This window comes from Vibrio sp. QJM3NY_39 (assembly GCF_057785895.1).
On sequence record NZ_CM173505.1, the window covers coordinates 1,431,987 to 1,455,289 of the forward strand.

At 44.9% G+C, this 23,303-nt stretch carries 18 protein-coding genes; 12 read left to right on the forward strand and 6 right to left on the reverse strand.

The genetic code is table 11. The features are described 5' to 3' along the window. Positions 1-17: 17 nt before the first annotated feature. The 3 genes from rimJ to AC3CHU_RS06475 all read left to right on the forward strand — a co-directional run bounded on the left by rimJ (position 18) and on the right by AC3CHU_RS06475 (position 1,690). Positions 18-605, forward strand: coding sequence for a ribosomal protein S5-alanine N-acetyltransferase (gene rimJ, locus AC3CHU_RS06465; RefSeq protein ID WP_237299385.1), 588 nt, complete (start codon positions 18-20; stop codon positions 603-605). Between the two features lie 139 nt (positions 606-744). Further along, positions 745-1,218: a DUF2947 domain-containing protein gene (locus AC3CHU_RS06470; protein ID WP_004734736.1), complete on the forward strand. Its 474-nt coding sequence runs from the start codon at positions 745-747 to the stop codon at positions 1,216-1,218. A 256-nt stretch (positions 1,219-1,474) separates the two neighbouring features. Then, a complete protein-coding gene (locus tag AC3CHU_RS06475) occupies positions 1,475-1,690 on the forward strand; it encodes a hypothetical protein (RefSeq protein ID WP_488525263.1) in 216 nt (71 codons plus the stop codon). A gap of 156 nt (positions 1,691-1,846) precedes the next feature. Here AC3CHU_RS06475 and AC3CHU_RS06480 read toward each other — a convergent pair whose 3' ends face one another. From AC3CHU_RS06480 to AC3CHU_RS06490, 3 genes are all read right to left on the reverse strand, one after another. Further along, positions 1,847-4,687, reverse strand: coding sequence for an Hsp70 family protein (locus AC3CHU_RS06480; protein WP_488525264.1), 2,841 nt, complete (start codon positions 4,685-4,687; stop codon positions 1,847-1,849). A gap of 138 nt (positions 4,688-4,825) precedes the next feature. Further along, positions 4,826-6,820, reverse strand: coding sequence for an Hsp70 family protein (locus AC3CHU_RS06485; protein WP_488525265.1), 1,995 nt, complete (start codon positions 6,818-6,820; stop codon positions 4,826-4,828). Further along, positions 6,820-7,452: a DUF2760 domain-containing protein gene (locus AC3CHU_RS06490; protein WP_488518719.1), complete on the reverse strand. Its 633-nt coding sequence runs from the start codon at positions 7,450-7,452 to the stop codon at positions 6,820-6,822. Before AC3CHU_RS06490 ends, AC3CHU_RS06485 begins: the two co-directional genes overlap by 1 nt. Positions 7,453-7,802: 350 nt before the next feature. On the opposite strand from AC3CHU_RS06490, the gene AC3CHU_RS06495 reads away from it, so the two are divergent. The 6 genes from AC3CHU_RS06495 (at position 7,803) to AC3CHU_RS06520 (ending at position 12,938) form a co-directional block, all read left to right on the forward strand. Further along, the gene (locus tag AC3CHU_RS06495; RefSeq protein WP_146458133.1) at positions 7,803-9,341 is read left to right on the forward strand and encodes a sensor domain-containing diguanylate cyclase; all 1,539 of its coding nucleotides are present in this window, start codon (positions 7,803-7,805) and stop codon (positions 9,339-9,341) included. Between the two features lie 87 nt (positions 9,342-9,428). Next, complete coding sequence (locus tag AC3CHU_RS06500; RefSeq protein WP_004734743.1) at positions 9,429-9,959, forward strand: 3'-5' exonuclease; 531 nt, start codon at positions 9,429-9,431, stop codon at positions 9,957-9,959. A 325-nt stretch (positions 9,960-10,284) separates the two neighbouring features. Further along, positions 10,285-10,641, forward strand: coding sequence for an antibiotic biosynthesis monooxygenase family protein (locus AC3CHU_RS06505; RefSeq protein WP_488525266.1), 357 nt, complete (start codon positions 10,285-10,287; stop codon positions 10,639-10,641). A gap of 16 nt (positions 10,642-10,657) precedes the next feature. Next, positions 10,658-11,353: a hypothetical protein gene (locus tag AC3CHU_RS06510; RefSeq protein WP_474355600.1), complete on the forward strand. Its 696-nt coding sequence runs from the start codon at positions 10,658-10,660 to the stop codon at positions 11,351-11,353. 440 nt (positions 11,354-11,793) lie between these two features. Continuing rightward, entirely contained in the window at positions 11,794-12,498 is a 705-nt protein-coding gene (locus AC3CHU_RS06515) for a winged helix-turn-helix domain-containing protein (protein ID WP_488525473.1), read from the forward strand. 2 nt (positions 12,499-12,500) lie between these two features. Further along, positions 12,501-12,938 carry a hypothetical protein gene (locus tag AC3CHU_RS06520; protein ID WP_017077881.1) on the forward strand — a complete coding sequence of 146 codons (438 nt, stop codon included), beginning with the start codon at positions 12,501-12,503 and terminating at the stop codon, positions 12,936-12,938. A gap of 33 nt (positions 12,939-12,971) precedes the next feature. On the opposite strand, the gene AC3CHU_RS06525 is transcribed toward AC3CHU_RS06520, so the two are convergent. The 3 genes from AC3CHU_RS06525 to AC3CHU_RS06535 all read right to left on the reverse strand — a co-directional run bounded on the left by AC3CHU_RS06525 (position 12,972) and on the right by AC3CHU_RS06535 (position 16,247). Further along, a complete protein-coding gene (locus AC3CHU_RS06525) occupies positions 12,972-13,421 on the reverse strand; it encodes a TerB family tellurite resistance protein (protein ID WP_372243794.1) in 450 nt (149 codons plus the stop codon). A gap of 147 nt (positions 13,422-13,568) precedes the next feature. After that, positions 13,569-15,650, reverse strand: a complete 2,082-nt coding sequence (locus AC3CHU_RS06530; protein ID WP_488525267.1) for a metallophosphoesterase family protein — start codon at positions 15,648-15,650, stop codon at positions 13,569-13,571. 6 nt (positions 15,651-15,656) lie between these two features. Further along, positions 15,657-16,247 (reverse strand): VC1380 family protein, encoded by a 591-nt coding sequence (locus tag AC3CHU_RS06535; RefSeq protein WP_372243796.1) that lies wholly within the window; start codon positions 16,245-16,247, stop codon positions 15,657-15,659. Positions 16,248-16,328: 81 nt separating this feature from the next. Between AC3CHU_RS06535 and AC3CHU_RS06540 the strand changes: the two genes are divergently transcribed. From AC3CHU_RS06540 to hrpA, 3 genes are all read left to right on the forward strand, one after another. Further along, complete coding sequence (locus AC3CHU_RS06540) at positions 16,329-17,642, forward strand: MipA/OmpV family protein (RefSeq protein ID WP_065205457.1); 1,314 nt, start codon at positions 16,329-16,331, stop codon at positions 17,640-17,642. Between the two features lie 292 nt (positions 17,643-17,934). Beyond that, positions 17,935-19,128, forward strand: a complete 1,194-nt coding sequence (locus AC3CHU_RS06545) for an ISL3 family transposase (protein ID WP_488525268.1) — start codon at positions 17,935-17,937, stop codon at positions 19,126-19,128. A gap of 66 nt (positions 19,129-19,194) precedes the next feature. Further along, on the forward strand, positions 19,195-23,280 hold the full coding sequence (hrpA, locus tag AC3CHU_RS06550; RefSeq protein ID WP_488525269.1) for an ATP-dependent RNA helicase HrpA: 4,086 nt from the start codon (positions 19,195-19,197) through the stop codon (positions 23,278-23,280). The last annotated feature ends 23 nt before the right edge of the window (positions 23,281-23,303 follow it).

Genomic DNA, 23,303 nt, shown 5'->3' on the forward strand with positions numbered 1-23,303 from the left:
CGAATAAGAACAAGATTATGGAAGATTTGAGTACACCGGAGCGCATTTATAAGCGTGACGGTAACCTGATTCTGAGAACGGCTGAAATCGACGACGCAGCGATGATCAGTGAGTACTTTCAGGCTAACAGAGAGTACCTGAAACCTTGGGAACCGATTCGCGAAGACGCGTTCTTTGATAGAGCGAGTTGGGCGCAGCGACTGATCAAGTTAAACGAGCTTCATAAAATGGGACTAGGCTATTACTGTTTACTGATTAATGCTGACTCTAATGAAATGTTAGGCACCATATCGTTCAGTAATTTGTCTCGTTTCCCGTTCTACGCCTGTAATGTCGGTTACTCATTGGCGCAAAGTGCACAGGGCCACGGTTACATGCGCAGAGGCTTGAGCATGGCAAAAGACTACATGTTTGATGTGCAGAACATGCACCGCTTAATGGCGGGCTACATGCCTCACAATGAACGCAGTGCGGGTGTATTGAAACATCTTGGCTTTGTTCGAGAAGGTTTTGCTAAAGAATACTTACAGATTAACGGTAAATGGGAAGACCATATACTGACCGCGTTAGTTAACCCTAACTGGGAAGACAAACGCAATGTCTAGACTAAATAGTATCTAGGCGTAAGAACAAGTAATGAATTTAAAGGCAGCGAATATCAAGCGACCTCTGGTCGCCGCTGTATCGAAAGAACATATAGGCATGGTAAATCCATCAGCCTGAGAAGATATTTGAGGAAATTTGATGTCATACACAACTTTGGACGAATACCAAAGAAAATGGATTTTCACTCACCAGTCAATGCCGCTGCCGGCAGAGGATTTGGAAAAGATTAAACCAATGACACAGGCGAGAGCATCTCAGTTTTGGAAAGAGAACGTGAGCCCTCAAAGCCCTGATGCGGAAAGACTAAGTTCGCAAGACTGGCCAAGCAAGGCATCTAACTGGAACGAAGAGATCAGCTGGATGGCAAATTGGGAAGCGGATGAGCCTGAAATGCCAGAAGAGATTCTGAACTTCATTGATTGGCAAGATGACGTAACTGTTTATTTTTGTTACGAAAAATACAATGTTTTAGAAACCAAGTGGTCAGTTTTCAAGAAACACTGGAAGAACTTTTTGTTCTACGATGATGGCCCAATTTTACTAGGTCGTCGCCGTTCAGAAGCACTTTGGTTTGCAACAAATGGTACCGTTAAAATTGGCAACCGAGCTTAAGTAAGACACTACTTAATCAAGCGAATGTTGAACAAAAGATTGATAAAAAGCGAGCTCTGAGCTCGCTTTTTTTGTGGCTAAAGATCGTCGAGGATCATCGATAAATACACGCCATTTGAAGCCGATTTCTGACGAGGGTTTTCATTAGCTTAGAGCTAGTAATTTTCGAAATTGAGATCGCTATCTCATTGGCTTGGTTGAATTTTTGTGGGTTTGGGTTATCTTTATAGTACTGCCTTAGTGGAGGTGAAGTATTATGATTTGGGATATTCTCGAACGTGTAAATAAACTTCGCAAGGAAGCAATGGAAGATCCAGAGTTTTTGGATTCAGCAAAAATGCATGAGCAATGGCTTTTAAGCGAAACTCATAATCAATCGAACAAAGGAGCTAAAGAGAAGAAACCGAAAAAGTTATCTGATATTTATGAAAATACGGATTTTCCTATCAACCCAACAGGAACGAAACATTAACAATGATGAACTGCAATACGGCTAAGGCTCTTAACCAAGAAGCGATAAGTCGACTAAACATATCAGCCTTAAGCCACCAATAAAAAAGCCACTTTCAACGAATCGAAAGTGGCTTTTTCTTTACTAGTTAGCTCTCCAATCTAATGAGCCCTAAAACTAGTTATTAATCAGGCTTAACCCGCTTGGTAATGCATCACCAAATACGCGCTTAGACTCGCTCTCAGAAAGCTCAGTCACTTCACTCACTAGCGTTAGCCATGAATCAGGTACCTTGCTTTGCTTTAGCTTCTCAATCACTTGATTACGATAGTCGTCAGAGATATCGAACTGACGGTCACCCGTCTTACGACAAATCATCACAGCCGCGAAGGCGATCATCTGCTCTTTCTGCCAATTCTGGTCAAGCAGCTTTGGTAACCACTGTTCTGCTTGTTCTCTTGGGATTACACTGTGTTGGCTTCCGTATAACGGTGTACGAGACGCTAAGCGACCCAGAGCCCACCAGTGAGCCTGTTCGAACTGATTATGGTTAATCGCTTTGCTTAAGAACCAAGTCGCTAATAGAACCTTGTCTTCCACTTCAAGTTGCTCAAGTGATGCTGCCAATCTCACCATCGCTTCATAACCATTGTCTTGTGCATCTTTAGCCGTTTTAGGGTTCTTCATTGCACCTGGGTGAAGGTACTTCGCGATATCAGCCAAGATGGTCTCTTGCTGCTCTTGATTCAGGCCACCCGCAACACGACGCCAAAATACCCACCAATCTGTCCAACCTTGATGGTTCTGGAATTGGATGTTTTGTTGGTATAGCCCCCAAATTTGTTCAATACGCCATGAGTCGGTTGGATCACCAAAGCCAGGTCGCATAGAGTAACCCGCCAAACGCAGCCAGTTTTTCTCGTGTGCTTCAGAGCGACGACGTCGTTTACGACCTAATGAGAACGAATCAAACAGGTGACGGAGAGTAGTAAAGTCCCACTCTTCGCGCTTACCAAGTCGTTTCTCAAGATCTTTGGCCAGCGTTTTGATCTCTTTAGACTCAGCACTTTTCTTGTTGCCGCTATACAGGCGAGAAATCAACTCCTTACATTCGTCCAATCTTGGATGAAGTTTAGAGTTATCGGACTCATCGCCTTGCTTGTTTCTGACTTCGAACTCAAGCAACCAACGCTTAGTGTCATCTTCCGTACTCACACATTCCATTTTCAATGTGCCGACTTCGGTTAACTGACAAGCAAGCAACACTTCAACACGCTCTTTTTGGTTGGCCTGAAGCTCTGCAGTGCCTGATCCTTCCAGCGTAGAAATATAAGGTGGAAGAGGGGAGAACAAGTCAGCATCGACATTGACCATCACACTGTTTTGAATGGCAGTGTCATGAGCAATTTGATCGTGTGTTGAAGTCAGTAGATTGAAACGTACCGGCTCACCCAAAGTCAGTGAGAAACGACGGCTGTTTAAGCGTATCTCTTGGCCTTCTTCAGTCCCTTTAGCAAGCAGACAAAGCGCTTTACCCATCTTGTTCTTTTCTTGTAGATGTAAGAAGTAAGAACGAGCGGCACCGCCACCGATTTTCAGCTGTGCACCACGGCGTGCTTTACCAAAAGCTACAGCACCAAGGGCTACAGACCAGTCGGGGTGAGGGTTATCTAAGACGGTGATTGGTGCACCGTTCCAATTGCCAAGTAACTGAGTAATACGTTCAGTGACAAGCTCACTGTTGAACACACCACCATTGAGTAGCACACCAACAGGAATTGCAGGTTTGGTATCATCAAACTCAACAGAGTCTGACTTTTCCAATGCGGCTTTAGATACTTGTTGATGTGTCGCTAGGAATTCGGCAACGTGCTTACTTACCGCAGGATCTGCTGCGTAGGGTAGGCCGAACTCTACAACCGCGCTACGGCGTTTGTCAGGTACTTCAGTGAACTCAGAAAGTGGGAAGAAACCTTCCAGTGCAATCTGATGAACTTCTTGTTTGGTTAAACCAATACTCTTCGTACCGCCAAGCAGTTTTGAACCGCTGCCCAGCATGGTGATCTTCACATCGTCTGGCGCATTAGCAGAAAGCAGGCTCTCTTTTGCGGCGCGAGTCTGCTGAATAAGCTTGGTTAGGCTAGACGCATTCAGCTTTTTGTTTTGATTGAAGCGTTGCTCTGCAAGGTGAGCAAGGGCTAAATCGAGGTTATCACCCCCGAGCATCAAGTGCTCACCAACGCCGATACGGTCGAGTGCGAGTTCTTGGTCATCGCCATTGCTTGAGTTGAAGCTAGCTTCGATCAAACTTAAATCGGTAGTACCGCCACCAACATCACACACTAGAATCAGCGGGATCTGTTGAAGTTCGTCTGCAGCGGTTTTTTGGTGACGTGCATACCAGTCATAACAAACGGCTTGCGGCTCTTCGAGTAATAGAATCTTACCTAAGCCAGCAAGTGCTGCCGCTTCGAGTGTCAGCTTACGTGCTGTTTCATCGAATGAAGCGGGAACGGTGACTACAACGTCTTGGTCTTCCAGCTTGTTGCTCGGGTTACGGTAGTTCCATGCTTGGCGAATGTGGTTGAGGTAGCTTGCGCTTGCGACAACAGGAGACACCTTATCGACGTCAGTTGCGCCTGCCCACGGCAGAATGTCGGAGTTACGATCAACCGCTTGGTGAGATAACCAGCTTTTTGCACTGGATACTTGGCGGCCTTCAACCTTAGCACCTAATTCTCGTGCCCATTCGCCTACGATGACATTTTGAATATCGCCTTCAACTAAGCTCGGTTCCCAAGGCATGGTGAGATCGGAAGGGGAGATCTGACCTTGTGCGGGATGATAACGAAATGATGGAAGTAGGGGCTTGCGAACCACTTCACCGGGGCCGATGAGTTGGTCAATATCGAAAAGAGAAACGGGAGCATGTTGTAGGTCGTCGTTGATTTCACAGTAAGCGACAACAGTATTCGTTGTGCCTAAGTCAATGCCGACTAAAAAACGAGGAGATGCCATACAAAACCTTATTCTGCCAAAGTGATGACCAGTTAATGGATAGTCTTGGTCTTATTATTGTCTTTGGAATATTTTTAATACAGGGCTAGGGAATCGCATTGATAAAATAACGGCACCCGTTAAGGTGCCGTTGATTCATTATGCTTGTTCGTTTGAGTAGTTATTCGAGTCTTCACGAACATCGAACTCAACATGCCACTTCTGACCATTGTCAGTCGCAATGGCTTCTAGATATAACGTGCCTAGTTCAGTAACGCGAGAAGCCAAAGTCACGGGAACCACTTCACCTTCGCGACGACCTTCAGATACAGGCAGTGTCACTTGGATTTCAGGAAGCTCATCAAGATCTTCTGGAGCCCAGTGATCAAGGTGCGTACCAGCTTCATCTTCACGACGTGTTGTTGAACCGAAGAATTGGAAGTGTACTGGCTGACCAATCACGAGGCCAAACTCTTGGCTAGGCACTTGAACGCTTGAGCCTTCTTCCATACCAAATGGTGCAACACACAGTGCTTCCATCGGAGGAGCCATACCTGGGATGGCTGGCATCGCGCTTTCAATTCCTACGTAGTAAGAAGAAGCAATACCACCGCGGATACGAACGCCTTGGCCACGACGAACTGCGCCGTAGTAAGAAGCGCCACTTGCAACTGCTAGATCTAGATCTAGGCCTGAAAGCTGTTTAGCGAATTCAGCGTCTGCGTTAATTAGCCATTCATTGATCGTGTCTGAAAGACGATCAGCAAGTAGATTAGATTTTAGAACACCACCATTGAACAGTACCGCTGTTGGTTTGATGAAGTCTGCTGCTGGCGCTTCTGACCCTTGCGCTTCTGTACCGGGCATACCGGGCATATTTGCAAACGGGTTGAAATCTTGTTGAGCGGCTTCGGTATTTCCAGAAAGCGCATTGGCTTGCTTAGAAAGGAACGCGGCAATATGACGAGTAATACCTGCGTCTTGAGCGTAAGGCAGACCCATTTGAGTTAGTGCACCACGAGTTTTCTGTACCGGATGATCCGTTACCGCTACTTGTGGGAAGAAGCCATCAACCAATGTTTGTTGTACTTCTTGCTGAGTCAGTTCTGTTTTCAATGTTGCGCCCAGTAGCTTAGAGCCACGGCTTGGAACAACGATTGGCACAGATTGAAGCTCAGCATCGTTAAGCAGAGCTTCTTTAGCATCGCGACACGCGTGAGTCATCGCTTGAACCTGCCAAGGAGCCAGTTCTTTGCCTTCTTGAGCCAGTTTCATTTTCAGACGGTAAGCGAGCGCCAAGTCCATGTTGTCGCCGCCAAGTAGGATGTGTTCACCTACAGCGATACGGTTCAGACTTAGGTTGCCTTCATCTTGTGTTACTTCAACTAACGAAAGGTCAGTCGTACCACCACCGATATCGACAACAAGAACGATGTCACCAACGTTCACTTCATCACGCCATGTGTCGTTGCTGTTATCAATCCAGCTGTAAAGAGCCGCTTGTGGCTCTTCTAGAAGCGTTAGGTGAGTGAAACCAACATTACGCGCAGCTTCAGCCGTTAGGTCACGAGCCGCAGGATCAAACGAAGCTGGAACGGTGATCGTTACATCTTGGTCTGCCAGTTTGTGTTCTGGGTTAGCGTGGTTCCAAGCATCTTTAAGGTGCTCAAGGTACAGTTCAGTGGTCTTAAGCGGAGATACTTTTTCAACTTCTTCAGGGCTACCTGCAGGAAGGAATGCATCACGACGATTCACACCACCGTGGCATAGCCAAGATTTTGCACTTGCTATCAAACGGATAGGGGTTTTAGAACCAAAGTTACGCGCAATAGCACCAACCAGAGCTTTAGGCTCAGAAGACCAAGGAAGAACGCGAGAACCTGCATTCATTTCATGTTCGTGCGGCTGGTATAGGAACGAGCCAAGTTGGCTGCGAGTTTCTACTGTACCTGGCGCCGTCAATTGAGGGATTGGCATCACCTCAACGCGAGCGTCTTCATTTGTTGTGTCGATGAAAGACAAAACACAGTGTGTGGTACCTAAATCGATACCAACACTGAACTTAGGCGCCTGATGTTGCTCTTGAGAAGATAGCTCTTGTGAATGCGTCTGTGCAGATGACTCGTGCGATGATGGCTGAGTTTGGTGTTCCATTATAGCTCCACCTCTGCCGGTGCAATCACAGATGCATCGTAGTTCTCAGCAAGTTTAGGCAGGTTCATGTCAGTTGCTTTCCAACCTTTGTGAACCAATGTGCCATTGAAGGGTGCGTTACCCGTTACGTTGCCTGTTAGGCGAATTTCTTGAGGGTTGAAACCTTCAGCAATAGTGATACGTGTTTCTTCATCTTCAGTGCGGATGTGAGAAAGCGTTACGTAATCAGCTAATACTTTTTGACCGCCAGTGTGAATAACACGAGCAGCTGCGCCAACTTCTTCATCAGAGAATGACGCTAGGTCTTCTTTTAGGAAGTCAATTAAACGTGCTTCTTGCTGCATGATAGACAGTAGCTGCATTGCAGAATCTGTTGGTGCTGTTGCCAGCTTAGATTCAACTTCTACTACTTTTTCGATCACACGTTCAACTTCAACAACTTTCTCTACTTCGACAATTTTCTCAACTGGCTTTTCAACTTCAACGATCTTTTCTACTGGTTTTTCTACGACTTTCTCAACCACTTTGGTTTTACGAGAAACGGCAATTAGCAGTAGTAAAACGCTTGATGCAGTCAGGCCTGCGTGAAGCATATCAAACGTTTGTGGGATTAGGTTCAAATCAACGATCATAGTGATTTCTCTTTAAAATTGATTTAACGGTATATTCGTCGGTTTAAAGGAATATACAGGTTGGAAAGAAACTCAGTGGCATAAGGCCGAAATGGTCACTTTCAAGCTATAAATATGGGTGGATACTAGCATATTCAAGGCTTAAGGGCTTTATTTAATGTTTTCAATAAACTGGCTTTTTGGTGAGTTAGCTTGAAAGTTAATCGAGATTTGTTGGTTTATTAGCCGCAAATGTCCATGGGTTGTAAATAGTGTTAGTTTTATCCCATTGTGAGAGTCAAAGATAAATAGAGCCTAGCATTCCGGCAGTGTATACTTTCGACTCAAAATAACATCATATGGGAAGCTGTATGCCCCACACTACCGACCCTATAACAGGGTTGAAGAAACGAACTTTGCCGTTAGTTGTCTTTTTTGCCACATTTTTGATGACGGTGTTGTGTTTTGTTTTGGTTGCGTTGAATCAAAATAGGTCTTTGAATGAGAATCTGGACAGCTTTGCACAGCATCAAACGCTCAGTTTAAAAGCGTTTATTGATAACGATGTTGCTTATATCGGTTCCGGTGCAAATTTTTTCTATTCTAATGATGTCGATAGTCGGGATCGATTTGATCGTTTTGCTCAGCAAACGATTAACGGTTCGAAAAGCCTGATCGGATTGCAGTGGATGCAAAAAGTAGCGGTAGAAGATCTTGCCGAGCACACCGCCAAAATGAAAGCTCAATACCCATCCTATAGAATGTTTACTATCCCTAAACATGGGCCAAAAACTTATGGTTATATCTTGGATGGCGAGCCCGTATTTATCGCGACAGATATATATCCGAATGATCCAGTGAACAACGGTGTTTTGGGTTTTTACTCTTCTCGTGAGCGGTTTAATCTGATCATTGATAACATTAAAAAAACACGTGAAGCGAATATTTCAGACAAAGTTCGTCTATTGCAAGATGGTTTAGACAGCAACACACCTAAGAGCGGAATGTTGGTCTACCACCCTGTGTTTGATGGTGAAACGGACAATTTGTTAGGGGTTGTGATTGGTGTTGTTCGTACCACATACTATTTTGAGAAACTTCTGGCATCTACTGTCGGCGATATGGACGTTTATGTGCGTGTTACCGATAGTGGTTTTGAAGCTGAAGATGCCCCGATAATGTTCGAAACCAATGGTTATGAAGCGGTAACTGGGCAGCACATTACAAAGACGATTACATTAACTAATCGTGAATGGATTATCGACTTCAAGATAGATGCATGTATTTCATTTAATGGTTACTTAGTGTTGGCGGGAATCGGCATAGTTGGTACCACTATCTCGTTACTGCTTGCTTATATCGTGAACCTGCAAATTAGAGAGAAAGAGCGCTTGTATCGAATGATTGATGAAAGAACAGAAGAACTTCGCTTTCTTGCCAATCATGACAGTTTAACGGAAATTTATAATCGCCGAGCTTTTAATAAGATGCTTGGTCAATCGATACAAAGCGATAAGCCGTTTAGCTTAATAGTGTTTGATGTTGATAAGTTTAAAGAGATCAATGATAAGTTTGGGCACCCAGCCGGTGATGCGTTACTTATCCATGTGATTAAGGTTATCTCAGTGAGCTTGAAGTCTGGAGATAACCTATTCCGGATGGGAGGGGATGAGTTCGGTATTATTTCGAGCATCACCGAACATGACTCATTGTCTCGCTATTTAGAATGTATTTTAGAGACGGTGAGTGAGTCTCATTGCGAGCATTCTGGCCAGCTATTGAGTTGCACTCTAAGCATCGGGGCGACCATCCGCACTAATGAAGACATTGAAGCGCTCCTTCAAAAAACTGACAGCATGTTATACCTAAGTAAGTCAAATGGCCGAAATCGAGTCACAATTGCAGGCTAAATGAGCACTTGATGTAACTGGGGTCGAGTTCTTTATTAGGCTCATGTACAATTTCACGAAATTTTTGACGAGAGAATTAGGCGACGTATGAATCACAATCGAGTGGTGTGTTTCGATTTGGAAATGTGCTGTTGGAGCGAAGACGGTGTAGGAACAACAGGGGAGATCATTGAAATTGGTCTTGCTGAGATCGATCTTGTATCTGGAACCATCGTGAAGCGCGCGCAATATTACGTTAAGCCCGAAAAAGACGAAGTCTCTCTATTCTGCGCCGAGTTAACGGGCATTACACCTCGTAAAATCGAAAAACAGGGTCGCCCATTAGAGTCTGTTATCAAGTCGATGATTAAGAACTTCGGTGGCCCAAAGAAAATCTATGCAGCGTGGGGACGTGACGACCTTATCTTACACAAAGAGTGTATTGAGAAAGGCATCGAACCTCCGTTCAGCGAGTTCTTGAATATCGCCACGCTTTATCGAGTTCAGAATCGATTGAAAGAGAAACGTATTGGTCACCGTGCTGCTCAAGAAGCGAAAAACATTGAGTGGGAAGGTCGTCAGCACTCTGGTTATGTTGACGCTTATAACTTGGCAAAGCTTGCGCTGACGATGTTGTGATCGTTTGTATTTCAGAGAGGCGCTTGGTTAAATACTGAAAGGTTAAACACTTAAAGTTAGCCTGAATCTTGTGAGTTATTAAAATGAAGAGCCACCTACTTATTAGGTGGTTTTTTTGTGCCTGTTATTTGAGGGTAATGACGATCCTCAAAAACCTAATTTCAACAAGTGGTTTATCAATAGTGAATGGCTACATCGCTTATTTTACGAGTGAATAATATTCGTTTGAAATTTAGCTTTTTAATTAATATTAAATCTCAGGTTTCGACCTTGATTGGGTAGGGCTAGGTGGTAGCGTTAGCTCACCCAAAACAAGGAGAATAGGATGAAGAACATTATTAAGTATGGATTGGCACTGGGGGCGCTAAGCGTAAGTGCGTTGGTTTCGGCACAACCCGTTGTATTGATAAACACTTTTTCAGTCGAGCCAGCCCATGAAGCCGCTACGTTAATGTATTGGGAAGATGCGCGAGACGTATTGGTGAAGCAACCAGGATATATCTCTACCAAATTGCACCGCTCGTTAAGCTCGGATGCGACATACCGTTTTATTAATGTTGCAGAGTGGGAAAGTAAAAAGCATTTCCATGATGCGATACAGGCGATGAGAAAAGAATTACCACCTTTAAAAATTGAAGGGGTTTCTGCTGACCCTAACTTGTATGAAATTATTCGCGACTAATTAGGAAGCCACCACAATGAAAACAACTCTAGGAACCTTTTTAGCTATTTTTAGCTTTCTATTTTCAGCCATTCTTTTTTCAACCCATGCCCACGCAGCGGCATACGGCGTGTCAGTGGCTTGGAAAACCGATGACGCCCAAGCTGTATTTGAGGCAATGCCTCATCAGAAAAAAGCATTTGCCAACCTGATTGATGCGGGCTTGGTACACGATATGTTCGTATCACAAAGCTATATTGGGGATAAAAAGTTTCCGATGATTAAGTTTGTGATTGAAGCGGACAGTGAGCAGCACGTTAGAGACTTGATTGGTAACTTACCATTCCAATTTAAAGAGCTTGTAGAGGTGACTGAAATCAGAGACATCGGTAATAAGTGGTTAAACACGGATGTCGCTTTCACAAACTACGCAGTAGAACTCGCTTGGAAAGAGCCTGAGAATCAATTCATTGTCGATGAGGTTATTAGCAAAGATTTACAAATGGTTGTCGATTGGAGTGCTCAAGGTGTGATTACGTCTGCTTACTTAAAACACCAAGAAATAGCAGAAGAGAAGCCAAACCAAAAAGCGATGATCAGGCCAGTCTATTCAATGGCAATATTGGCTAAAAACGAAGAGCAAGCGCGCGAAGTTGCCAATCAGTTGAATGCAGTAAAGTTAGGCTTCGCTGAAGTTATGGTAAGTGAACTTGGATTCAAACTGGAACTCTAATTTCGCTAGAACAGAATTGTGACCTCGTTTTCAGATTGCGTGACGACGAGGTTTTAATATAGGGCATGACCAGTTTAGAGTTAAACCTTGGCTATGTTCAAAGGTGAGTTAGTTTACGTGACTGACTCACCTTGTTGTTATTTTATATTGTTACTCACTGAGCTTATATTGTTACTCGCTGAGCTTATATTTAGCTTAATTATTGGCTAAACTTATCACTACTCTTTTCTATGTATGGTTTGCTATTAGTTCGACCAAACAAACACTTTTTTGATGACCTTTTTATTTATGAACACCTCGCCGAAATGAACGCCAATAGCCATGAAAAAATCACCTTAGACGCTTCGAGCATCGAGTTGATTAATAACACACTCATTGATTCGGAATCTGGTAAGCGGGTCACCTTATCCCCCTCAGAAGGTCTGATCCTTGAGCATCTAGTGAAGAACAGCCCAAAAGCCGTTGGTCGAGACTTTTTACTTGAGCATTGCTGGCCGGGCAGGGTTGTGACGGGCAGTTCACTTAATGTCGCGGTTAAGAACATTCGCACTGCATTAAATTCGTTTGAGTGTGATTGCAAAATCTTAACGGTTCAAAAGGAAGGATACAGCTTCAATGGTTTGAAACAGGTCGGTAGTTATTTATCGATGCCAACATCTACCGCTGAAGCGCATGTTGAAGCTGCGTTTTCAGAGAAAGGTGCCATCGTCGATGAGTTAACATCAGCGACACCGTTTAAGCCTTCTGGCATGAACCAACAAGCTGGGCAATCAAAGCAACAGGCTCCACAATCACGTCAGTTCAAGGCGAAGCACTTTATCGCTCGTCACCAATCTCGTATTGCCGGAATTGTAGTCAGCGCGCTTCTTTTCATGCTGTTTTATCAGTTTGCTTTTTTTATAGATAAGAGTGCGTACCGAGGTATGGATGTTTATCACGACAGTTTGAATTTTGATGAAGCCGTCATAAAAGAGTTGGATGCCGTGTCAGAGCTCGGTGTTGATTCGCTCTATCTGCATCGCATTGGCGTTGGGTGTCAAAATATCCAAGCCGTCGCCTTGATAAATGGACATTGGAAAGAGATAAGCCATCAGTTTAAAACTGTCTCTTGCGAAGGCGACAATAACAATGAGCGAGGGCAATAAGTATGAATCGTAAGTTTTGGATGCCTATCTTATTGACGCTTTTTGTGATTCTAAATGTAGGCTTAATCTCTGGGCTCGCAACCAAAAGTACCTATCGATTTTCTGCGGAATACCCGATGGTCGGTTGGGAGAGAATCTCGCTCCGATTGGAAAATGGTCGAGTCAAAATGCAGTACATTGGCTATGACATGGATGGGAATGTCGCTCAAACTAAGCAGATGTTTGGTGTGTTCTTGCGCTGGGGGAATCATTACTACCTTTATCAATTAGACCAGGATCAGGCTCAAGATAAGCAGACATTCAATATCAAGCACTTATACATTCAACAAACGCAAGGCAAGCGCAGTGTGTTGGTATCAAATCAGCGTGGCCTTTATGTCACTAAGAAGGGCACGCCGTTAGAGCTCAAAGGCATCATGCATGGCGATCGCTTACGCTAATACAGAGGCTTAATGCTAGTAGAGAGCCTTTGGTTAGCTTTTACCGAGTACGTTCAGCTTAGTCTTGATAAAGTCACTGTGGTCAACGTAGAGCAGCTCTGCTGTTTTACGGATCACAGAGTCTTCGATAGGGTCAATTTCTCCGTCGGCATGCGCCACTTCCCACATCGCTTTGATTAAGTCGATTCGCACTGGCTGAGACAGGTCTCTGAGTTGCGATGTAAAGTCATACAGCGAGACTGATTGCTCTACTTTTGGTTCTGCTTGCGCTAGCAGTACTTTTGCTTGCTCTTCATCTAAACCCAGCAAACGTTGCAGGAGCTGTAGCTTAGCGACTCTTTCTGATTCATTGATCTGATGGTCGGCTCCCGCGACTTCACACAATAAACTCGCAATGGCGACATTAGGTGATGCGCCTTGGTTTTTGCTTAGGTCCTGGCCTTCAATCAATTGTTTAAACATTGATGTGAGAGAATTGAACATAACGAGCTCCAGTTAAAATTTGTATCGGGTTCCGTAACGCTGATAGCTATCAACTATAATTACAACTATTGGGTCTACAGAGTGTGATCGCAAGCGTCTTTACTAAAAACTGACATTACGGATAGGCGAGCGATAAGGAGCACTTTATCAATCGGGCTCTGGGAAACGGGTAATTTTACCGTCGCCACTGAGAGTCGTGATCGATTGCGGTTTCCCATCGGTGTCTAGCCTCAACTCCCCAATCGCACTGCGGTTTGAAAGGCGATAGAAGGTTTGATTGTCAGGGCTTCGCTTTTCGATCTTCAAGCGTTTACGCTTAGTGAAGTAGTTCAAAACTGAGCGAGGGCTGTATAACAGGCGGTCCCACACATCGCAGAATTTAAGCAGCGAAGCAGGGAACTGATTTTTAATGCCACTGCAGGTGATTTGGTAGATGTTCGGACTGTTGCGACGATACCTAAGCTTGATATCGTAAGCAAAGGAGTAGTGAACATCACCAGAAAGCACTACGAAATTGGTCGGTGTTTTGGTATGGGTAAAGATGCTGATCAGCGTATTAGCACTGCCCGGATGCGCCATCCAGTTTTCAGCGTCAATCACTAATGGCTTGCCGATCGTGGTCGCCATTTTTTGCAGTGTTTCAATAAACTTCACGCCAAACATCGGTGCAGCAGAAACGATCACCACCTTATCTTGATGTAATAACTGATGTTGGAACTCAATCAAGGCTTCCCAGTCCATTAAACCTGAAGGCTTATTCATGCGTGACTCTGAACGCCAACGACGCGTTCGAGTATCCAACACAATGACTTTGGGTGAGGTGTCTATCGTGTAATGCCACTCTTCAAAGCGACTCAGCATCTCAATAAAGGCTTGATGCTTATCTGGCTCGATATTGCTAACAGAGTGAATAGTATTGCTATCATCGGCTTCATTATGCGCTTGTTTAGTAATGCGCGGTTGATCGACAAAAAGCTGTTTTCCTTGCTCGATAAACGTTTCGTCGAAACTCTCCGGTTTGTTACCCCAACCCTGACACATCCAGTAGGCCGCGAGGCCGTTACCAATGACTTGAGTTGCGAACTGGTTTTGGTCGACGGCATGTTCCCAGCCTACGGTAAGGTTCCAATCATCAGTCACATCGTGATCGTCGAAGATCATGTACGTTGGAATATGGGCGAACAGACGTTGCACTTGCGGCAAGCCAGCAATGAAATCATCCATGATGACGCTTTCATCACGCCACTGTTGCTGCTCAGTCGGTGTTAATTGGCGTCCACCTTGAGTGAAGTTATTCTCAATTAAACGCTCTCGATTGACGCATTGCCACAGTGTTGGAGACCAAACCAACAAGTACATCGCGATAAACTCAGACAGCGTGACCAAGTGGTTTTCACAATCGGTAGAACTAAAAATCGGCACGCCACGATTCGGGAAGAACTTATCGAGCATGGATTCTGAAGCGGTGTGGTGCGGTAAATAGTGATGACGCTGATATAAGTGATATTCACTGCTATACAGTGCGTCACTGCTGTTGATTTCTTTAATTTGTGAGTCGGTCGGTAAGCTCTCACCAACAAGACCAAGCTGTTGAATCACTTGTTGAATAGCATCAAGTGTTGGGCCTGCCACATGGTCGGCGTAAATCTGGTCGCCGCTCATCATCAGTATGTCAGGTCTTTCAGCGACGGTTTGATCGGCGATCTTGTTATCGGCTGCGACTAGGCTGTCTTTGCTTGGATGATGCGGATTACGGCAAGAGCCATGCAGAATATAATCAGCCGAGGTTGATATCTTAAACTCAACGCGAGATTTACCGTTGTAAACAAGGTGAGGGGCGAGCTCTTTCAGTGAACCTGACTCTGTGTGAATGTCATATTCAAGAAGCGTATTAGTCGGAAACTCACCTTGTAAGCGAATTAGCGTTACCCACGCATGCGTACCGATTTGAATCGAATCATGCTCTTCAAGCGATGAGCTATAAAACGGTTGGTCTTGTTTTGGTTGAGAATGCTCTTTTTTGTTCGAAAAGCCTGTTTCACGACTATGCTCAGTTTCACGAATGTGCTCAGTTTCACGAATATAAATATCAGCCCGGCCAACAAGAGGCGAGCTGGTGGCCAACCAAAGTACTACTTCAGTAGCGGTGGTTTTTCTTAAAATGGGTCCGGCGAGTAACAGGGGAAGAGATGATGTCGTAGAGGGTTTCAATACGGTACCTAAAATCATTGGTGGTTAGTCGTCGTGGAGTTCTTTTGTTTCGTGTTCTGCTATTTCAGACTCGGTTGCTTCTGGTTTTATGATCTTGAGTTCTGTCATTTCAGGCTCGGTTGCTTCTGGCTTTATGATCTTGAGTTCTCTCATTTCAGACTCAGTAGCCTCAAGCTCCGTCATTTCAGATTCCGTTGATTCAAGCTCTGTTGATTCGGATTCTGTTGATTCAAGAACTTCGATAACTTCCGAGCTAGAAAGTTCATGACCCATTAGAAATATTGCCAATAGGGCATCTGCTTTGGTCTTGGTATCGGAAGGCTCGTCTAACAACAGTTCGAGCTTTTCTCGAATCATAGCAATCTCGTGCTCAACAAAGCCACGGCCTTCTTCATCCCCTTGATTGTCTTCAGGGGCATTATCGAATTCAAGAAATAGCATGTCGCCGTCTAGGTTGGTATCCACCAAACGCTCGGGCAGCCATGCCTCACCCACAACAATATCTGGATCGGAATCTTTGGGTAACTGATCTATAATGTTTTGTAATTCGGAGACTTTCACAATACTTTCATTTAACCGAGAATATTCTACATTGTAACGGTCAATGCCGATCAAACCTAAAAATAGTTAGCCATCATGGTTAATAAATGTCTATTCAGTTACACAATATTTATTACAAAGAGTAATTACATAAGAATGAAGCTCAAATATTTACCGACTCTCACTTCAACTGGAGTGGCTTTACTAAGTAGCGCTTTCCTAAGTGCTAATGCGTGGGCTGCTGAAGAACAAGAGTGGGGCATCGCTGCAATGTTCCGTACTGCAAGCATCCCTTATGACACGTCTGGTGGTGACCAATCGGTTAACTCATTCGTACCGATGCTGTTTTTCAAGAACGACTATGTGTTCATTGATGGTACCGAGATGGGTGCTTATCTTTATCAAACAGATGACGAGAAATGGTCTTTTAATGCTATTTCTCGCATGCGTTTTATTGATATCCCAGCTTCTGAGCAGAACGCAATTGAAGGCGATACTGCGGACTTCGGTGCTCAACTGACTTACCAACTTGATGGTCCTTGGTCTGTCGAGACGGAATTAATGAGCGACAGTGAATTCAACCTCCACGGTAACTTACGTGCGAAAGCCAAGTATGAAACCGGAGATTGGGAGTTTTACCCAAGTGCGACACTTCGTTACAAAAGTGCTGATTTCAATAGCGAGTATTACTCAGCGTCTAATGAAACCATTGGTGCAGGTGTAGATCTGAATGTCGGCGTTGAAGCGCGTTACCATGTGGCTTCAAACTTGTACTTATTGGGTTCAACCGGTGTGACTCGATTAGATGATAATGCCTATGATTCGTCGATAGTTGAAGACCGTTATCAAGGTGAATTGTACCTTGGCTTTGGTTTCTTTAACGACAAAGAGAAAGCGCCGAAACCTAAGCTGAGCAATGCGCCGTATTTACGTGTCGCACACGGCTGGGCTACGCCATCCAATATTGGCGACATCATGAAGTTCAATAGAGAGAAAGACGAATACAACAACCAGTTGACCTCGTTCTTCTATGGCCACCCGTTAACCGATGAGATCTTCGGCTTTCCATTGGACATCTACCTAACGCCAGGTATCGCGCATCATTGGAGTTCAGAGGTTCAATCAAGCAGCACTGAATACATCATCGCAATCAAAGCGTACTACACCTTTGATTGGCCAACTCAGTGGCGTGTTGGTGTGGCAGAAGGTATGTCTTACATCGATTCGATTACCTATATCGAAGGCTCTGAGATGGACCGTAAAGGTTACACAGCAAGCCATCTGTTGAATTACTTAGACTTCTCATTCGATGTAAACGTCGGCGACTTGATTGGTAAGAATGACTTGAACAATTTATGGTTCGGTTACTCATTGCATCACCGTTCTGCAATCTTTGAAAACGCGTCCCAGTTCGGACGAATCAAAGGCGGCAGTAACTACAACACGGTATATTTCCAATACGAGTTCTAAGCGTAGTTTTTAGCTGTTCTTTTTAATCGTGGTTTTTGACTGTCATTTTCGTAGAGACAGTTTTTAACGTTAGCTTTAAGCCAGAGTTTACTAAGTACGACTTGCATTTGACCTCGCTTCTATAGCTCCTGCGAGTGTTAGCGAGATTAATCAGCCTGATAGCAAAAGGTTTTCCCTTTGCTGTCAGGCTTTTTTGTGGTTCATCGCGGATTAGCGGGAACTAAAAACAAAAACGGTAGTAAGTGATATGGTTTAGTCGCCAAACAAAAATCATACACAAACTACCGTTTCTATGCCGAATCATACTTTCCTATCTTCATTCTGGGAAGGCTTTCAAATAGTAAAGTCTCTCCAGACAGCATCACTTATTACCCTGACTCTTAAACCTAGCTCTGAGGCTAAATGCCTTTGTGGTCTTGAGGCCGAAGCTATCCATGAGTATCAATGGCGTCACGTAAAGGATGCCATGTTGCTCGGTGTGCCTGTTGAACTTTCCGTTCAAACTCGAAGGATTAAGTGTCGTGACTGCGGCATAAAAACAGAATCTCTCTCTTGGTTAGAGCCTTATGCTCGTATAACAAAGCGCCTAAAAAGCTATATAGAACAACTGCTACCCCTGCTTCCCATTAAGCATATATCCCAAATTACGGGCGTTCATTGGCACACCATTAAAGAAATAGATAAACGCCGACTTCGACAAGTGGTGCCGCCAGTGAAATGGGGTGAGCTAAAGCAGCTCGTGATGGATGAGTTCGCCATCTTTAAAGGGCATCGATATGCCACCGTCATCGCTGATGCGAAGACTCATCAAGTCATTTGGGTTGGATTAGGCCGCAGCCGCAAGGACATACGGCCGTTCTTCGAGCAGCTAGGCGAGAATGGGGTAAATATCGAAGCAGTAGCGATGGACATGAATACGGCTTTTGACCTTGAAGTTCAAGCGCACTGCCCGAACGCAAAAATCGTTTACGACTTATTCCATGTTGTTGCTAAGTTCGGTCGCGAGGTGATGGATAGAGTCAGAGTCGACCAAGCCAACAAACTCAAGCAAGATAAAAAAGCGAGGCAATGGGTGAAGCGCTCACGGTGGGTACTGCTGAAAAATAGAGGCAACTTAAATACACGTCAAGATAGCTATCTTACTGAAATATTGAATATCAATAAGGACTTAATGACCACTTATATACTCGGAGCCCAACTCAAAGAGCTTTGGTATTGTGAATCCGAAGGGCACGCGAAGGGGCTCTGGGACACGTGGTGGGAACAAGTGCAAGAGAGTGGAATTAAGCCATTGAAAGAGTTCGCACGAAAACTGAGTCCTTATCTTCACGGCATTATCGCATCGGCAAGTTATCCGTTGAACACCTGCACACTGGAAGGGATAAACAACAAGATAAAGTTAATCAAGCGAATGGGGTATGGGTATCAAGATACAGACTACTTCTTCTTGAAGATAAAAGCGGCTTTCCCCGGAAAGCCGCGATGAACCTTTTTTGTTTGAGACTTGTGATATAATCGCGCGAGTTTAATAAGTACAAGAATAGGACACGCTTTGACTTCGTCTCCGGAAAAAGCAGACAACAACAAGAATGCAGCACAGCCAAGTTCTCCACAGAACGAAGCGAAATCAAATAAGCCTGCATCGAACCGACCTGCTAAACAACTAAAAGCTAAACAACCAAAAGCTAAACCTGCCGATCGTTCAGCAGCAGCCAATACAAAAGCATCTCAAAATAGCCCAGCTTCTCTTCGTAAAGCGCTCAACGAATGTATGATGCGCGATCGCTTCCGTTTGAGTAAGCGAATTGCTGGTGCGAGTAGAATTAAGAACGAACAATCCAAGAACGTTGTCTTCGATGAGATTGCGTTAGATATTGCCAAGTCAATGATGACGGCAAATCAGCGTGCCTCGCACAAACCAACCATCGAATACCCAGAGATTCTCCCTGTTAGCCAAAAGCGCGATGATATTGCGAAAGCCATTTCTGAAAACCAAGTGGTTATCGTAGCGGGTGAAACGGGTTCGGGTAAAACCACTCAGTTACCAAAGATTTGTTCTGAGCTTGGCCGTGGCCGCATGGGCTTAATTGGCCACACTCAGCCTCGTCGTCTTGCGGCACGTTCAGTTGCCAACCGCATTGCGGAAGAGATGGAAACACAGTTGGGTGATTTTGTTGGTTATAAGGTTCGTTTTAACGACCAAATATCTGATAACACACAAATCAAATTGATGACCGACGGTATTCTACTGGCGGAAATTCAGCATGACCGCTTCTTAAGCCAATACGACACCATCATTATCGATGAAGCCCACGAACGTAGCCTGAACATTGACTTCATCATGGGTTACCTAAGAGAACTTCTGCCAAAGCGTCCTGATCTTAAAGTTATCATTACATCAGCGACCATCGATCCAGAACGTTTCTCGAAGCACTTTAACAATGCGCCGATTATTGAAGTATCAGGTCGTACTTACCCAGTTGATACGCGTTACCGCCCACTAGGTGGTGATGAAAGTGATTCAGATCGTGACCAAATCGAAGGTATATTTGAAGCCGTTGATGAGCTGTGTGATGAAGGCCAAGGCGATATCTTGATCTTCATGAACGGTGAACGTGAAATTCGTGACACTGCCGATTCTTTAAGTAAACGTAACCTGCGTGATACTGAGATTGTTCCGCTGTACGCGCGTCTATCGGCGGGTGAGCAGAACCGTATCTTCCAGTCTCACACTGGTCGACGCATCGTTCTGGCGACCAACGTGGCAGAAACCTCGTTAACCGTTCCGGGCATCAAGTATGTCATCGACCCGGGTACGGCGCGTATCAGCCGATACAGCTATCGTACCAAGGTACAACGCCTACCGATTGAACCAGTATCTCAAGCGAGTGCTAACCAGCGTAAAGGTCGTTGTGGTCGTGTTGCTGAAGGTATCTGTATTCGTCTGTATTCTGAGGAAGATTTCGAATCACGCCCAGAGTTTACTGACCCAGAGATCCTTCGTACTAACCTAGCATCGGTTATCCTTCAGATGACTGCGCTAGGCTTGGGCGACATTCAAGCATTCCCATTTGTTGAAGCGCCAGATAAACGTAATATTCAAGATGGTGTAAGGCTGCTTGAAGAGTTGGGTGCGATCGCGACAGTCGAACCGTCTGCGAACAAAAACAAGAATCATGGCGACGACAAGAAGAAGCTAACCGCGATTGGTCGCAAGCTCGCTAAGCTGCCGATTGATCCACGTTTAGCTCGTATGGTGATTGAAGCGCCAAGTAATAGATGCCTGCACGAAGTGATGGTAATTGCTTCTGCGTTGTCTATTCAGGATCCGCGTGAGCGCCCATCAGACAAACAACAATCGTCTGACGATAAGCACAAACGCTTCTTCGATAAAGAGTCAGATTTCATCACGTTTGTGAACCTTTGGGATTACGTTAAGCAGCAACAAAAAGAGCTGTCGAGTAACCAGTTCCGCAAACAGTGTAAGCAAGATTACCTGAACTATTTACGTATCCGTGAATGGCAAGATGTGTACTTCCAAATTCACCAAGCAATGCGTGAATTGGATACCAAGCTGAATACAGAGCCGGGCAGCTACGATGGCATTCACATGTCACTGCTATCAGGCTTGCTTTCGCACATCGGTATGAAAGACCAAGAGAAGAATGAATATCAAGGTGCTCGTAACGCACGCTTCCATATCTTCCCTGCGTCTGGCTTATTTAAGAAACAACCAAAGTGGACCATGTCTGCTGAGCTGGTGGAAACCTCAAAACTTTGGGGTCGTGTTATCGCTAAGATTCAGCCTGAATGGATTGAACCACTAGCAAAACACCTGATTAAGCGCAGCTACAGCGAACCACATTGGTCGAAGAAGCAAGCGGCCGTAATGGCACACGAAAAAGTGATGCTTTACGGAATCCCAATCATCCCGAAACGTTTGGTGAACTACGGAGCGATTGATGCCACTGTCAGCCGTGAGTTGTTCGTGCGCAGCGCGTTGGTAGAAGGTGAGTGGGAAACTAAACATGCCTTCTTCAAGCAGAACCGTAAGCTACTGCAAGAAGTAGAAGAGCTAGAACATAAATCGCGTCGTCGTGACATCTTGATCGACGATGATGAGCTGTTCGATTTCTATGACCAACGTGTTGGTGAAGAGGCCGTTTCAGGCCGTCACTTTGATTCATGGTGGAAACAAACCAGCCAAAAAACACCTGAGTTGCTGAACTTTGAAAAGTCGATGCTGTTCCGAGGCGATGCAAGCCACGTTACTGATTTGGATTACCCGAATTTCTGGCACCAAAATGGTATCAAGCTGAAGTTGAGCTACCAATTTGAGCCGGGCGATGACAACGATGGTGTAACGGTACATATCCCGCTGCCTATCTTGAACCAAATCGACCAAAACGGCTTTGATTGGCAGATCCCAGGCCTACGTCAGGAACTGGTGATCAGCTTAATTAAGTCGCTACCAAAAACGCTACGCCGTAACTTTGTACCTGCGCCAAACTACGCCGATGCGTTCTTGGCTCGTGTTACACCGTTAGAAGCTCCGTTGTTGGATTCTCTTGAGAAAGAGCTCCGTCGCATGACGGGTGTAGAAGTGGTACGTGATGACTGGAAGTTAGACCAGATTCCAGAGCACTTAAAGGTAACATTCCGCGCTGTAGATCATCGCAAGCGTAAGCTTAAAGAACAGAAAGACTTGCATGAATTGAAAGAGAGCCTAAAAGACAAGGTTCAAGAAACGCTTTCTAAAGTGGCAGACGATGACATCGAACAGCAAAACCTGCATACGTGGAGCTTTGGTGAGTTACCAAAAGTCTACCAACAGAAGCGTGGCGGCTACGATGTTAAAGCCTTCCCAGCGCTGGTGGATTCTAAAGACAGCGTAGAGATCAAATTGTTCGAAACCGAGCAAGAGCAGATCTCGGCAATGAAATCGGGTCAGCGTCGTTTAATCCTGTTGAACGTGCCATCGCCGATCAAATATTTGCACTCTAACTTGCCGAACAAATCTAAGCTTGGCTTGTATTTCAACCCATACGGACAGGTGCTCGATCTTATCGATGACTGTATCGCTTGTGGTATTGATAAGCTGATTGAAGAGAAGGGCGGTTTGGTTTGGGAACCAGAGCAGTTTGAAGCACTGAAAGAACACGTACGTGCAGAGCTGGGCGACAGCGTGGTTGAGATTGCTCAACAGGTTGAAACCATCCTAACGACCGCATTCAGCATCAGTAAGAAGCTCAAAGGACGTGTCGATCTTTCAATGGCATTCGCACTTTCTGACATAAAAGCTCAGGTAGAAGGTTTGATTTTTAAGGGGTTTGCCACAGAATGCGGGTGGAAACGCCTGCCGGATATTCTACGCTATATGAGAGCGATTGAACGCCGCATGGAAAAACTGCCGATTGACCCGAACAAAGATCGCTTGCATATGATCAAAGTTGAGTCAGTAATGAATGATTACAAAGAGCTGCTGAATAAAATCCCAAAAGGGATCGCGGTTCCAGAAAATGTAAAAGAGGTGCGTTGGATGGTAGAAGAGCTTCGTGTAAGCTTCTTCGCACAGCAGCTCGGAACGCCTTACCCAGTATCAGATAAGCGTGTTAAAAACGCGATTGATGCTTGCTAAGGAATAAAGCTAGACGCAATAGC

What these genes read in the sequence shown, in the direction of transcription:
- rimJ (WP_237299385.1), top strand. Translation starts at nt 18, where the DNA reads ATGGAAGATTTGAGTACACCGGAGCGCATTTATAAGCGTGACGGTAAC.
- AC3CHU_RS06470 (WP_004734736.1), top strand. Translation starts at nt 745, where the DNA reads ATGTCATACACAACTTTGGACGAATACCAAAGAAAATGGATTTTCACT.
- AC3CHU_RS06475 (WP_488525263.1), top strand. Translation starts at nt 1,475, where the DNA reads ATGATTTGGGATATTCTCGAACGTGTAAATAAACTTCGCAAGGAAGCA.
- AC3CHU_RS06480 (WP_488525264.1), bottom strand. Translation starts at nt 4,687, where the DNA reads ATGGCATCTCCTCGTTTTTTAGTCGGCATTGACTTAGGCACAACGAAT.
- AC3CHU_RS06485 (WP_488525265.1), bottom strand. Translation starts at nt 6,820, where the DNA reads ATGGAACACCAAACTCAGCCATCATCGCACGAGTCATCTGCACAGACG.
- AC3CHU_RS06490 (WP_488518719.1), bottom strand. Translation starts at nt 7,452, where the DNA reads ATGATCGTTGATTTGAACCTAATCCCACAAACGTTTGATATGCTTCAC.
- AC3CHU_RS06495 (WP_146458133.1), top strand. Translation starts at nt 7,803, where the DNA reads ATGCCCCACACTACCGACCCTATAACAGGGTTGAAGAAACGAACTTTG.
- AC3CHU_RS06500 (WP_004734743.1), top strand. Translation starts at nt 9,429, where the DNA reads ATGAATCACAATCGAGTGGTGTGTTTCGATTTGGAAATGTGCTGTTGG.
- AC3CHU_RS06505 (WP_488525266.1), top strand. Translation starts at nt 10,285, where the DNA reads ATGAAGAACATTATTAAGTATGGATTGGCACTGGGGGCGCTAAGCGTA.
- AC3CHU_RS06510 (WP_474355600.1), top strand. Translation starts at nt 10,658, where the DNA reads ATGAAAACAACTCTAGGAACCTTTTTAGCTATTTTTAGCTTTCTATTT.
- AC3CHU_RS06520 (WP_017077881.1), top strand. Translation starts at nt 12,501, where the DNA reads ATGAATCGTAAGTTTTGGATGCCTATCTTATTGACGCTTTTTGTGATT.
- AC3CHU_RS06525 (WP_372243794.1), bottom strand. Translation starts at nt 13,421, where the DNA reads ATGTTCAATTCTCTCACATCAATGTTTAAACAATTGATTGAAGGCCAG.
- AC3CHU_RS06530 (WP_488525267.1), bottom strand. Translation starts at nt 15,650, where the DNA reads ATGATTTTAGGTACCGTATTGAAACCCTCTACGACATCATCTCTTCCC.
- AC3CHU_RS06540 (WP_065205457.1), top strand. Translation starts at nt 16,329, where the DNA reads ATGAAGCTCAAATATTTACCGACTCTCACTTCAACTGGAGTGGCTTTA.
- AC3CHU_RS06545 (WP_488525268.1), top strand. Translation starts at nt 17,935, where the DNA reads ATGCCGAATCATACTTTCCTATCTTCATTCTGGGAAGGCTTTCAAATA.